We start from the raw sequence: 15,359 nt of genomic DNA, 5'->3' as shown, positions 1-15,359 counted from the left end.
TTGGGATTTAAGAATATGGAATCTAACCAAGCGAGTTGGCAAGGTCCGCTGACTCAAAATCAGCAAGATATATATTATGATCAGCAAAATTACCCCGATTGTCCGCTTTACAATGTAGGGGGTTACATTTCACTGCCTGCCATTGATGTTGCAGTTTTGCAACTGGCGCATGAGCGCGTGATAGCAGCACATGATGTCTTTTCTTTACGAGTCGGGCAGAACAACGGGCAGTTATATCAATGGACTGGATCAGACGTAAATTCGACACTGACGCTGATTGATTTTTCAAAAGAGTCAGAGCCTGAGCTTCGTGTGGAACAATGGTTAGAAGCGCTGTTTCAAAAACCACAAAAATTAGATAATCGGCAGTTGTTCAGTGCTTATTTGGTGAAATTAAATAAGCACAGCTTCTACTACGTAGGTTTGGCTCATCACATTATTATGGATGGGTGGGGGTTTTCAAACTGGGCACGTGATCTGGGGAAGTTTTATAATGCAATGATTGCCGATCAGTGTGTCGAGCTTGAAACAACGCGTTGGCAAACTGTTGTGGAGCAAGATCAAGCATATTTGCAATCTGACAAGCTGCATATCAACGAAGCTTTTTTTCGTGAATCACTGGCAGCATTTCCGGGAAGCTTTTTAAGCGCAAAATACCGGCCGCAGTTTCAAAACCAAGCGGTGATACCCGGCGGCCGGAAGAACATTGTTATTGGCCGTGCACGCCATCAGAAGTTAGTAAGTGTTGCCAAAACGCTTAAAGTGCCGGTGTCCCAGCTCTATTTCGCAATTATAGCGCACTACTTCTCACGGGCTTATGACAAGTCAAAAATTTGTTTTGGTTTCCCTGTACACAATCGAAAAGGACATGCCCAGAAGCAGTTATTAGGCACCTTTGCCAGTGTAAGCCCGATTATTTTGGATCAGCAAGAGTGTGATGAGCTATCTGCATGGTGCCAGCATATTGCTGTTTCGATTCGAAAGGTATTGAAAAATCAGAGTTTTCCAGTCGGTTTGATTCGAAAGCGTATTTTGAACTTAACCCCAGATTCGCATTTATACGATGTCACCTTTAACTATTTAGATTTGAACAGTGCTTTTGAAATAAACGAGCATGAGGCCGCACTACATTATTGCAGTCATGGCCATGAGCAGTTACCAATTAAGTTTACAGTGTGGGATCACGGCTCAGTACAAGATGTTGTGTTGCAGGTTGATTTCAACCGAGCTTATTTCAATGAATGGGATGTTGATTTACTGGAACAGCGGTTGTCTTGGCTTTTTGAACAGGTAATTGAAAGTCATGGAAAGGTTTCACTCGAACAATTATGTGTACTTCCTGAAGATGAAAAAATCTTGCTCAACGAGCAGTTACAAGGTGCTGAATATAAAGGCACGTCAAGTGTTACGTTATTTGACCATGTTCGTAAACAAGCAGAGAAAACCCCTGAGCGAGTAGCGCTGTACGATGGCACAACGGCTTATTCTTATGCGCAATGTGTCGCAAAAGCAGAGTTGTTAGCGGGCGTGTTACATAGCCAGCATTTGGTGGCTGCCAATCAACTTGTGGGTGTTTGCATGGCGCGTCACGTTGACTTGGTTGTGGCTATCTTAGCTATCCACAGGCTGGGCGCGGCGTATGTACCATTAGACGCGACTTATCCTGCCCAGCGTATTGAATACATGATCAAAGATGCTCAGTTGGCGCTGATCCTCGTAGATGATAGCAGCTTTGCATTAGACAGCCTGGGAGACGCTAAACGTCTTAGGGTAAGCGATCAGGTATATGATACAGCTGTGACGGAGATACCCGAGACTTCACCGGGTCACTTAGCCTATATCATTTATACTTCGGGCTCTACAGGCAAGCCAAAAGGGGTAATGATAAGTCACCTCAATGCACTGTCTTTACTCAATTGGGCGCAGCAGCAATACACAGAAGAGCAGCTAAGTTATGTACTTGCCGCCACATCAGTTTGTTTTGATTTAAGTGTCTTTGAGATTTTTGCACCGCTATCGGTTGGCGGTACAGTTCGGCTTGTTGACAATGTGCTGGCGTTAGGTCAAATCCACGATGCAGAGCAAATTACTTTGCTGAATACTGTACCATCAGCAATTGAATCGCTTTTGACCACACAAGAATTGCCCCAGTCATTACAGATCATTAATTTAGCTGGGGAGCCGTTGATCACTGATACAGTGAGGCGCTTGAAAGCAAGACTACCCGCGGTAAGAGTATTTGACCTATATGGGCCATCTGAAGACACAACGTATTCGACGTGTGGTGAGAGGTTTTCTGACATATCAGCGAATATTGGCCGGCCACTCCCTGGCACATTGACATATATATTTGATAGTAAAGGTAGGTTAACCCCGGTCGGCTGCGAAGGAGAGTTATATCTTGGTGGACCAGGTTTATCCGATGGTTATCTTGGTAAACCAGAGTTAAGTGCGCAAAAGTTTTTCTCCATGCCTTCGCCAATAGATGGCCGCTTGTTAAGGCTATACAAAACCGGTGATCAGGTACGCTGGCAAGCTGATGGCACACTGCAATACCTCGGGCGCTTGGATTCACAAGTGAAAATACGCGGTTTTAGAATAGAGCTTGATGAAATAAAAAATGTGCTCAAAAACGTATCCGGCGTTGCTGATATTCAGTTGTTAGTTGCTGGCGAGCGCCAGGAAGCGAAGCTGGTGGCATTTGTCATATTAGCCAAAACGCACGAACATCAGGCACAGTGGGTGCTGGAGCAACTAAGTCGAGCTGCTCAGCGCCAACTACCTGATTATATGGCACCAAATCATATTCAGTTATGTGATGAATTTGCGCGGTTACCGAACGGGAAACTAGATCCAGCAGCGTTATTGGCAAAGTTCTGTCAATATTCGGACGCGATAGTGGAACCGACCACTGAATTAGAGACACAGTTACGAGCCATCTGGTCTCAATTGTTGCAACAACAAGCAGAGACGATTAGTACAGAAGACAACTTTTTTCGATTAGGTGGGAATTCCCTGTTATGCACACAGATGGTGCATTTGCTCAACAAACAAATTCACATCAAGGTCAGTCTTGCTGAGATTTTTTCGGCACCGACAATCAAGTCCCTGGCATCTCAGATCCAAAGCGATATAGCGCAAACAGCACCAAAATCATACTCACTGAGTACTATGCCAAAACCACAGCATGATGTTCCTCTTAGCTATGCGCAGTATCGTATTTGGTTTATGCATGAAATGCACGATGTCAAAGATGCGCTGCATATCCCCATCAAAGTTGAAATAGCCAGAGCGCTAAATTTAGCTCAGTTACAACGGGTGCTGAATCGATTGGCTGAGCAACATCTCATTTTAAGCACTTCTTTTGTCAGCAACGAAGATGGAGATCCACATCAACGTGCCATAGCCGTATCAGAAGTGCCGCTGCGCTTTATCGATTTGCGCTCTCAACCCGCATATTTGCAAGCCAGCCTGTGTGAAGCCGAATGCCAAAAAGATGCAATGCGCGAATTTAATTTGGCTGAGCCGCCTTTGCTTAGAGCTATGGTCATCCAGCAAGATGTCAAACACTACATCATTCAGTTTACTTTTCATCATATCATTTGCGATGGTTGGTCTGGCTTGCAGTTTTTGGATTTGTTTTTTGCTCAACTTGAAGCTGAAGCTGCGAATGCACAGCATGAATTGCATGTCCCTGAATTTAAGTATACTGACTATGTGCTGGCGTCTCGTGCATTTCTCTCTACACCGGCAGCGCAACAGCAAGTTGCATTTTGGCGCAATGAGTTAACTGATTTTCCTCAGCCTCTTGCTTTACCTTGGCGTCACAAGGGCGGACAGCAAGGGGAGAGCACGATGGCTGATGAGGTGGGTTTAACCTTGCCCACCCAGTTATCTTCTGCGATAAAGCTGTTTGCGCAACACCATAGTTGTACTGTCTTCAATGTCATTCATACCAGCCTTGCTATTGTACTATCCAGGCTTACAGGGCAACGCAAGCTCTCCATTGGTGTGCCTTGTAGTGGCCGCCATATTGAAGGAACTGAGTCGATGCTGGGGGTTTTCCTTAACCTGTTGCCACTACAAACGTCATTGCCAGATAACACAACATTTTCTGAGTTAGTAGCAGCAAACAGTACATACACTTCAAGTGTTTTTGTGAATCAGGATATTCCTTTTGAGACGTTAAATGTCTTGGCAAATGAGCTAAATCAAGACCGTCGCGGCGCACCGTTATTTAATGTCATGCTGAATATGCTGAACCTTCCCAATACATTGAATGCATATAAAGATGTGACATTGGTAACGGATACGCTGAGTAAAGTCCCCAGTAAATTTGATTTAACCTTATATGTTACTGAGGAAGATAATGCACAGGGAGAAACGACATTTCGGTTTTTTGCATCCTTTGATGAACAACAATATCGCGCTGATTTGGTGCGTAATGCGTTACTTAAATTGGTGTTCTTTATTGAGCAGGCGATTAAAGAGCCACAGCAAGTTTTCTCTGATATTAAGTTAGAGGCTATGGATGGCGCAGTTAGTGCACTCCAGCCAGTATCACTACCTGCCGAATCATTAAATGATGCGTTCGCACGTATGGTTGCCATGCATGCACAGTCACCATCTCTGATGTTTAGTGGAAAAACATTTACGTATTGGGAATTGGACAAACTTAGTGACCACTACGCTTACTTATTACAGCAGCAAGGTGTTAGAAAAGGCGATGCTGTGGCTATTTTTGCACAGCGAACGCCAAACTTTATTGTCTCTGTGTTGGCGGTTTTAAAAGCCGGGGCTTATTTCGCGCTGTTGTCTGAACAGCAAAGTGAGTACGTATTAAAAGCACAGCTCAACATCATTAAGCCTGCTGCGTGGCTGGTGTGTTCAGATAAGAATATATCTTTAGCACACACTCTAGGGTTAGCACACAAAAAAGGTTTATTGGTTGAGTTGCGCGAATTGCAAGCACCATTTTGTCAGTTAGACGCTGTGAGTTGCGATGCAGATACATTGGCGTATATCGCGTTCACGTCAGGCACAACAGGTGAGCCAAAAGCTATCTACGGTCAACATGCAAGTATTTCTGCATTCATTCCTGTTATGCAGCAAAGGTATCAATTTGACTCGACAGCTCACGTAGGCATGCTGTCCAGCTTGACTCATGATCCTGTATTGAGGGACATCTTCTTTGCACTTGGTAGTGGTGCGTGTTTGCATATTCCGACCGAGGCGACCTACCGCTCAGCAGATGTACTGACCTGGCTCCGAGACAATCGCATCAATATGGTGAATATGACGCCAAGTTATGCGCGCCAGTTCACTGCTTATTCGCATTGTGATTTACCACAATTGACTCACGTCTTTTTTGGCGGAGAGCCTTTGACTGACTCAGATGTGAAACAAATTAGAGCTCTGTGTGAACATGTGCGGGTCACCAATTTATATGGCGCGACTGAGTCTGGGCGGGCGTTAGCAGCTTTTGACATCGATAGTGACTCAAACGAAGCGTGTTCGCCACAATTTTGTGAACATGGTGTTTACCCTGTCGGGCAAGGGTTAGCAGGTGTACGGCTTGTCATACTGAATGAAAACAACCAACTATGTAGTGTTGGTGAGGTTGGACAGATCGGTATTTTGAGTGAGCACCTACCGCTGGGGTATCCGGGCGCGGCACAAAGTAGCAAGTATCTGAATCTTGAGCAGGGACGAGTTTATTTAACTGGAGATAAAGGCCGTTATACCACGCTCAACATGGTGGAATGTTTGGGGCGCGAAGACCAACAGGTTAAGCTCCGAGGATACCGAATTGAATTAGAAGAGATAACCTTCCACTTGAAGGCCCATCCGAGTGTAATGGACGCCTATGTGTTTGTTTCTAATTACAACAGTGATACTGCAAGTTTGATCGCCGTCATAACCTGCAAATCACAAACCTTCCATAATAACGATGAGTTAAATGAGGTCAAAGGGTTTCTCTCGAGTCGGTTGCCCGTCTATATGTTGCCTGCTTCTTTCGTAATGCTGGATCATTTTCCGATGACCTTAAACAACAAGGTTGACCACGCTGGGCTCAGGAAGAAGGCGCTAGCGCAACTCGCGCATCAGCAACATGGTTCTAACAGCCCCGCAAAGACGCCTCTGGAGCACGAATTACATTCGATATGGTCTGAGCTTTTTGAACAGGAGTCACTCTGTGTTACCAGCAATTTTTATGCGTTAGGAGGGAATTCATTGCTGGCAACAAAGTTGATTGCACGTATTCAGCGACAATATGAATTGGAATTTACTTATCAGGACTTTCTCACTGATAGCAGCATCCGCATGGTGGCAAAACGAATAGAAGATTTTCTTAACAGCAAAGCCGTTACTCAAAGCAACAGACAAGATAAAAAAATAACATTAAGCATTTAATTTATATCTTAATTGTTTTTATATCGAGCTTTTATTTATAGGTATTATTTTTAAAAGTCTATTGGTTTTGTTGGCGGTTTGGGTGTTTTGTTTGTTTTATAAAAATAAGGAATTAATGAATAAATGGAAATGAGGTTTTAGATATGTCACAACTGAAAGAAAATGAGAATAACTCATTGCAGTTTTCCTGTTCGCTTGACAAAGCTACGATACAGTCCGGGTTAGATAACAATGGTAAGTTATCGGGTTGTTTTAAAGAGTTAGCATTAATGCAGCTAAAAGACCCTGGGGTAGCGAAAACAAAATTGAACTTTAAATCAGAAGATATTCCTTTGTTTATGCAAAGTTATGGTTATGTCGTGAGCCCATGGCCTATTGTGATAGATCAGCATGTACAGGCTAAGTTACAAGAAATGTGTGCGACTATGCCGGGGATATTTAATAAAGTCTTACGTCAAGTTGCGAAGCAAGACCGAGCATTTTTGTTGGAATACCTCAATATTAATGAACTTCAGCTTGATTTAGCGTTACAAAGAGACATTGATACCAGAGATATTGTTGCACGTTGGGATGCCATTTTTTCAAATGGCCAGATTAAGCTAATTGAAATTAATGTTGGCTCAATGATTGGTGGCTTGCACATGGCATGTCTGTCGGATCAAATGCTTAATTTATTAAAGCAATATTCTGTCAGCAAAAACTGGGATCTGGTAGATCGTAATGGGTTTGATAAATTTTTTAATAGTGTGAACCAATCTATAGCCAGGCTCAAAGGACGTAATGCAACAGGGAAGAGTGCTTATTTCTTACCAGTAAAGGCGCAGCAAGGGTTCGACGTAGAAACAGTAGAGTCCCTGAAAGAGTTTCTCAAACGAGAGTACAAACAGCAGCTACCCGAGCACCTCCAAGAAACTGGCGACTTATTCTTTTGTAACGCGATAGAAAAGTTAGACTTTCGTGCAGACAAAAAACTCTATTTCGATGATGTTGAATTGGATGCCATTATTTTATCAGCCGACGGTGATGAGCAAATTCCCAGAGCCCTTTATTCACTATTAGAGGCTGGTGTTGCTGCTGGTGGACAATATTATTTTCCTGATTCAATTTCATATACTTTGCTTGGAATAAAGCTCCTTTTTGGTCTTATTCAAGAGCCTAAAATTCAGCATTTATTAACAGACGAAGAGCGTCTGATGATAAGCAAGTTCATTCCATTCACAACTCGACTATGTTCAGATTTTAGCTTTTACAACGGAAAGTTAACGCCCGTAAAGCAAATCATTGAGCAAGAAAAAGATAGGCTTGTGATCAAAAAATCTGTCTCTATGCAAGGTAAAGACGTGATGATTGGTCGAGCAGTATCACAGCAAGAGTGGCTATCGTTTTATCAACAGTATAAAGATGATCCTGACTGGCTATTACAGGAAATGTGTATTCCAGATAAATATATTAGTGCAGACCCTGTTAATGGTGTCGACACTTACAAGATGAATTGGGGCGTATTTTCATTCGCTGGAAACTACTCAGGAACCATGATTCGAGGCATGCCGCAAAGCGGAAGTGACATAGTTAATTCTGCACAAGGAGCTGTAGAGTTCGCAGTGCTTGAAGAGCAAAAGTATAAAAATAAGATTACACTTTAATTAGGAATAGTAATGGATAACATCAGCAGTATCTTAGCTTTGTGTGCAAAGCAAAATGTCAGTTTGTCTCTCAATGAAGGAACCATTGATGTCTCTTTTGATGATATGCCTACAGATGAGTTATTAAGTTTACTTCGTGAAAATAAACCTGCATTGATCACTTTCTTGCAGGAGCAGCAATTTGAAAATGAAAGTAAAAAATCTATTCCATGTTTGTATAAACAGCAAGCACCTTTGTCATTTGTGCAGGAAAGGTTATGGCTTTTACAGCAGGCAAACCCAACGAGTGCGCAATATAACATGCCAAGTGCATTTTTTGTAACTGGAGAGTTCAATGTTGCAGTGGCAGAAAAGGCCATGCATGTGCTCATTGAGCGGCACGAAATTCTGCGTACCAATTATCATCAGAGCCTGGATAATGAAGTTTCACCGTACAATCTGGTGCAAAAAGTAAATCAAGATTTCAAGTTTTCCATTTATCGTGAAGATTTCAGGTGTGAAGTAGGTTGCGACAATACGAAACAAATCATGGAGAGGATCCGTTACCACAACTGCAAGCCATTTGATTTAAGTAAAGATCTGATGATCCGAGCGGTATTGATAGCATTGGAGCCGGTGCAGGATGCTGCTGATGCCATTTTACTATTCAATATGCATCATATTGCGTCGGATGGCTGGTCGATGGAGCTACTAGTAAAAGAGTTCATGGCTATTTATAGTGGCCTGGAGCAAGGCGTAAACCCAGCACTAGACGCACTCGACATTCAATATTCAGACTATGCTGTATGGCAAAGGGAGCAGGGTCAGAGCCAGCAACAAGCTTCACTTGATTACTGGCAAAAACACTTACAAGGAGCGCCTGAAACGCACAATTTACCGCTGGACTACAGCGGTATTAGCCATAATCGAGGTACTGCCGATCTGCTCGAAGCTTCTCTGTCAAAAGAAGAAGTTGAAAAGCTACAAAGCCTAGCGCAAAAACATAATATGACTTTGTTTATGGTGTTACATGCTGCAATGGCGCTGACATTAAGTTGCCATAGTAATGCACATGACATTGTCATAGGTACCCCGATTGCGAACCGTCAACGCCCTGAACTACAAGGCATGATAGGGTGTTTTGTGAATACCTTAGTGTTGCGGACTAATACTGACTTTGCAGATCTGGATAGTTATTTAGAGCACGTCAGAAATATCCATATTCAAGCTCAGAAACATCAAGATGTTCCTTTTGAGGAAGTGCTACGTTGTGCCAATATCAAGCGCAGCCGGGAGCATAGCCCTTTAGTACAAGTACTAATTAATATGGAGTTTGATACGCAGACTGAAATCCAGTTAGGGCAAGCGACACTGCGTAAAGTGGCTGATACTGATAAAGACACACTTAAGTTTGATCTGGTGCTGAAATGTAAGCCTACGGAGTCAGGGCTGAGTATTCGCTGGCTTTATAATAAAGGCATGTTTAAATCAAGTCGGTTTGAGCAAATCAATGGCCATTTTGTCAATCTGTTACGCTCATTTACTCAACAAAAGCAGGCGCTTACTAGCGCTTCTATGCTTTCCAGTGAAGAAAAGTCCCTGATTGAGCAGAACGCAAATGGGGAGCTTGTTGATTATCCAAAAAATGAATTAATTAATACGCTGTTTGAAAAGCAAGCGTGTGACTTTCCTGATCAAATTGCGCTGATGTTTGAAAGTGAGTCCATGACCTATCAACAGTTAGACAGCAAAGCGAACCAACTAGCACATTGGCTCAGAGCTGAAGGTGTTAAGTCAGGTTGCCTGGTTGGAGTGCATCTAAACCGTTCACTTGCATTGCCAGTTGCTTTACTTGCGATTATGAAAGCTGGTGGGGCGTTCGTGCCTATTGATCCGGAATACCCTGATTCTCGTGTTGAGCAGATCCTGGATGATACTCAACTACAGGTGATCATAACCGAGTCAGCACACGGTGACAGTCCGAAGTACAACAGTATTACTAGAATTGACACAGACGCTGCCGTATTCGAGCAAAAACTTCAGCATTATCCGGCAACTTTACCCGAGGTTATTGAACCACACGACTCAAGTAGTCTTGTCTACGTCATGTATACGTCAGGGTCAACAGGCAAGCCAAAGGGTGTGATGATTGAACATCGATCGTTGCAATGCCGCTTGTACTGGATGCAGTGTGAATTTCAGATGACGCACAGTGACAGGTTATTGCAAAAAACACCGATCACATTTGATCCTTCAATGTGTGAGTTGTTTTGGACTCTTTGTTATGGGGGCACACTGGTATTGGCTAGGCCCCAGGGACACAGAGATCCTGTTTATCTCAGCGAACTGATGGCCGAGCAAAACATTACGATCACGCACTTTGTTCCTTCGATGCTAAATGCATTTCTAGAAAACCAGTTTGCATGCCTTGCTAAGAGCGTTCGTTTACTGATATCCAGCGGCGAAGCTTTGTCAGAAAGCACAGTACAAAGAGTGTTTGTACAGAACGCTACCATGCGATTTGTTAACTTATATGGCCCAACTGAAGCGACTATTGATGTTGCATGGTACGAGTGCCACCCGGAGTCAACAGGCATTATCCCAATAGGCAAGCCAGTTTATAACACAGAGCTGTTGATATTAGACAAGCATTTGTCGTTATGTCCGGTGGGTGTCATCGGAGAGCTTCATATCGCAGGAGAGCTGCTGGCACGTGGTTATTGGAAAAACACGGCGCTAACAGATGCCGCCTTTATTGCCCATCCATATCAAGCAGAGAAGAAGCTATATAAAACAGGCGATCTGGCGAGAGTTGATAACAATGGCAATATTGAATATTTAGGCCGAATTGATCAACAGGTAAAGATACGCGGAAACCGAATCGAGCTCAGTGAAGTTGAACTGTGTATCGGCCAGATCCCAACGATTGAATCGAATGTTGTAAAGGTATTCAATCACAACGGGAATACAGAGTTGGCGGCGTTTATTAAGACTAGCCAGCCCGCTGAGTTGGCCGATCTGAAACGAAGTGTGATGGGTCATTTAAAGCAAAAGTTGCCAGGTTACATGATACCCAACCACATCACTCAAGTTGCGCAGTGGCCGTTGACTACCAGTGGTAAAGTGGATCGTAAGCAATTACATGTGGACACTCAGCAAAGAACTTCAGAAGCCGTTGAACAGCCAACAAGCACATTAGAAAAAGTATTGCATGATATTTGGACAAAAGAGCTGAGCGTTGAGCAAATGAGTGTCAACGATGACTTTTTTGAATCCGGGGGACACTCCATCCTCGGCATGCGTATTATCAATGAGCTGCAGCAGCATTTGAATCAAGTGATCCACATAACCGCCATTTTTGAAGCACCAACCATCCGCACTATGGCCGAATGGTTACAGGAAAAATATGCCAATGCACTGGTGAAACAAGGTTGGCTAGAAGTAGACGACTCTGATACACAACCAGATGAGACAGAGTTAACAGCGAGCGACTTTGAGCAATTTAGTTCACTTCTGCCAAGCGTTGAACATAAAGGTGTCGCACAGCAGAAGATTGATGAGAAAGTAGTTTTTATATTGGCACCACCAAGATCTGGCACAACTTTGTTGCGTGTAATGTTGTCCGGTCATGCAATGTTGTTTTCACCTCCTGAACTCGAATTGCTGTGGTTTGAAACGTTAGGGCAGCGAGCCGAATACTTTACGGGTCGCCAGAGTTTTTGGCGTGAGGGAACGCTTGAAGCGTTAAAAAACTTAAAACAAATAGATGGATTTAATGCGGAGCAACTATTAACCCAATATGAGCAAGATGATATTAGTATTTCTGCTTTCTATCGCAACCTGATAGATCTCTCTGATGGACGAATTTTGGTTGATAAAACGCCAACCTATGCATATCGCTTGTCCTCACTCGAAATGGCAGAAAAGATATTCCCCAATGCGCATTATATTCATTTAGTTCGTCACCCTGCGGGTATGATCAATTCGTTTGAAAAGGCCAGCCTTGATCAAATACTGTATTTGAATAAACACGATTACTCATCTGCAAAGTTGGCAGAGCTTGTGTGGTCAGAGTCTCAGAAAAATATCAATCAATTTTTAGCTAATGTGCCGTCACAGCGGCAGTTACAAGTGCACTTTGAGGATCTTGTCAGTGAGTCAGATAGTGTCATGCGTACTATCTGTGAATTCCTTGAAATTGAGTTTGCTGCAGAAGTGCTTGACCCCTATGCAAATCTAGACAGTAGCATGACACAAGGTAATCATGCGGGCTCTCGTATGCTGGGAGACGTCAAATTTCATCAGCATAGTAAAATTGAGCAAAGTGTAGCAACGCAATGGCGTCAAAGTATGTCCAATGAACAGCTTAGCGGGCTCACTCAATCTGTTGCAGGCAGGCTCGATATTCCTGACTTTAATGAGACTTTAACTAAGTATATGGACGGTCATACGTCTCGCCCTGAGCAGCTACCTTTATCTTATTCCCAACAGAGGTTGCTACTGATTGACCGAGTGCAAAATGGCAGTGCTGAATACAATATGCCAGTAGCATTTGACGTTGATGGTCAGTTTAACCTTGAAGTTGCGCAAAAAGCATTTAACGCTCTTATTGCGCGTCATGAAATTCTCCGCACTCAGTATCGCTATGATGGAAAATCCTATTATCAGGAAATAGTGTCAAATCCAAACTTTGAAATGGATGTAGTTGATTTAAGCGTTGATGAGCAGGTAGTTCAAATTGAAAAAATTAATCAAATTAAAGAGCAGTTCAATTCATATGCATTTGATCTAACAAACGAGCTCATCTTACGTGCTTGTTTTATTAGAACTGAGGGTGCTCATACTAGTTGTTCCGGCGTGTTGTTATTAAATATACATCATATCGCGTCAGATGGTTTCTCAATGGGCATATTTGCTAAAGAGTTTGTTCAATGTTATCGCGACCTTTATAACGGCGATGAGGTTAGTTTGGCGCCCCTACAAGTACAGTATGCTGACTACGCAAATTGGCAGCGCATCTGGTTACGTGGAGACACCCTGAATAAGCAAATGGCTTATTGGAAAAATCAATTACAAGACTTGCCTGCTGTACATAGCTTGCCATTAGATAAGCCTCGACGTGAAGTGAAGGCGGCACGAAGTCGTGTATATAGAACCAAGTTTGATAAAAACCAAACCAATATATTACTTGAATTTTGTCAAAGCCGAGGGGCTACTTTATTCATGGGGTTACACTCATTATTCAGTGTTTTGCTTTCTCGTTATAGCAATGAAACTGACATAGTAATCGGAACCCCAGTTGCAAACAGAGAGCAACATGAAATAACAAATAATATAGGCTTTTTTGTCAATATGCTGGTGCTGCGCAGTGACCTGTCGGAGCGCCCAAGTTTTAGTGAACTATTACACCAAAGCAAGCAGACTTTAACGAAAGGTTATTCGCATCAACAAGTGCCCTTTGAGCAATTAGTTGAGGCCCTTCAGCCTGAGCGTAGTGTATTGCACACGCCACTGTTTCAGGTGGCATTAGTACTCCAACCAAATGATGAATCTGTGTTTGAATTGCCGCAAGCGACATTGTCTGCACGTCAGAATGATGAGCGTTTTGGTAAGTATGATCTGGTGCTGAATGTCGGTGAAAGCGAACAAGGCCTGACATTAGGTTGGGAGTATAGTACAGCGCTATTCAATGAAGACACGATTGCAACAATGGCTGAGCACTTTCATAACTTGCTCCAGGCTATGCTTAATAAGCCGGATGTCTCGGTATTCGCCTTGCCCATGCTGAGTGAGTCTGAAGTATCATTACAGCAAACGCAGTGGAACGAGACCAAGTTTGACTACGATAAATCAAAGTGTCTCCATCAGCTATTTGAACATCAAGTGAAGCTAACACCAACGCAGGTTGCGGTTGAATTTGCCAATGAAAGTCTGACTTATGCGCAGCTCAATAGTAAAGCGAATCGACTGGCCAATTTACTCATTGAATCTGGTGTGAAACCAAACTCAAAGGTTGGAATTTATTTAGAGCGCTCAACGGAAATGTTGATTGCTGTCATGGCAACGATGAAAGCGGGTGCGGCTTATGTCCCCTTAGAGCCAAGCTATCCACGTAAGCGTATTGAAGTCATGTTAGAAGATGCGCAAATCAAGATTACGCTAACCAATGCTACGTTGGTGGATTCATTCCCGTCGTCAGCCGTCCAGGTTTTAACACTGAACAATGCGGTAACTGATGAGCGATGGCTGGCTGATTATAGTGATGACAATCTATCGACCGAAGTGGCAAAAATCAGTGCACAAAACCTAGCTTACATCTTGTATACATCTGGCTCTACGGGTCGTCCAAAAGGCGTGATGGTATCGCATCAAAGTGTCGTTAACTATCTAACACATGCTAAAGCACATTACCTGAACGATACGTTAGTGGGTGCGGTTGTAAGCTCTCCGTTAGCCTTTGACGCGACCTTGACTACGTTATTGACTCCGCTAACAGCGGGTAAAGTGGTAAGAATACTAGCGGCTGGTGATGGTGAGCTAGATTGCTTGGCGGCTCAGCTACAAGACACGCAAGATTGGTTATTTAAGATCACCCCTGCGCACCTAGAAGCACTTTCTCAAATGTTGTCTAACGCAGGCGAAAATACAGCTCAGCACCATATTGTGGTTGGTGGTGAGCAGCTATCTTATGCATTACTGGCACAAGTGACCGAGCGTTTGCTTCCCAACTGTACATTTACTAACGAATATGGTCCGACTGAAACTGTGGTGGGTTGTAGTACCTATACCATTGCGCCGCAAAGTGCTGAGCAAAAATTACCGCGCACTGGTGCAGTACCTATTGGTAAACCTATCTGCAATACTCGTTTATACGTGTTGTCACCGGATATGCAAGCGCAGCCTGTCAATAGTATTGGTGAGTTATATATTGGCGGTGATGGCGTAACCCTGGGCTATTTAAACCGATTAGAGCAAACGCAGCATAGCTTTATTACACACCCTGCAGTGCAAGGAGAAAGACTTTATCGCACGGGCGACTTAGTTCGCTGGGGTAGTGATGGCGAGCTAATGTTCGTCGGACGTATGGACAATCAGGTTAAAATCCGAGGCTTCCGTATTGAACTCGATGAGATAGAGCACGCATTATTGCAACATCCAGGCGTTAGCAATGCTGTTGTGATGGTCCAGCAAGAGGATACCGCGTGTTTGGCTGCTTATATCGTGGTGGATACACAAGCTGAGTTGACGCAGATCCAAGCTGAGTTGGCTAATACACTGCCAAAGCACTTTATTCCAGATCTATGGGTGTCGCTGGATGCCATG

At 43.4% G+C, this 15,359-nt stretch carries 3 protein-coding genes; all 3 read left to right on the top strand.

What is annotated here, in order from left to right; all coding sequences use genetic code 11:
• The first annotated feature begins 15 nt into the window (after positions 1 to 15).
• Positions 16 to 6,414, top strand: a complete 6,399-nt coding sequence (locus C3B51_RS17420; protein WP_130245884.1) for a non-ribosomal peptide synthetase — start codon at positions 16 to 18, stop codon at positions 6,412 to 6,414.
• Between the two features lie 143 nt (positions 6,415 to 6,557).
• A complete protein-coding gene (locus C3B51_RS17415; protein WP_130245883.1) occupies positions 6,558 to 8,057 on the top strand; it encodes a hypothetical protein in 1,500 nt (499 codons plus the stop codon).
• Positions 8,058 to 8,069: 12 nt separating this feature from the next.
• Positions 8,070 to 15,359 (top strand): non-ribosomal peptide synthetase (locus C3B51_RS17410; protein ID WP_130245882.1); only part of this gene is annotated, 7,290 nt, incomplete at its 3' end.

The sequence above is a fragment of the Pseudoalteromonas rubra genome (genome assembly GCF_004212645.1).
GTDB classification, from domain to species: domain Bacteria; phylum Pseudomonadota; class Gammaproteobacteria; order Enterobacterales; family Alteromonadaceae; genus Pseudoalteromonas; species Pseudoalteromonas rubra_G.
This window is presented reverse-complemented; position numbering and strand designations above follow the sequence as displayed.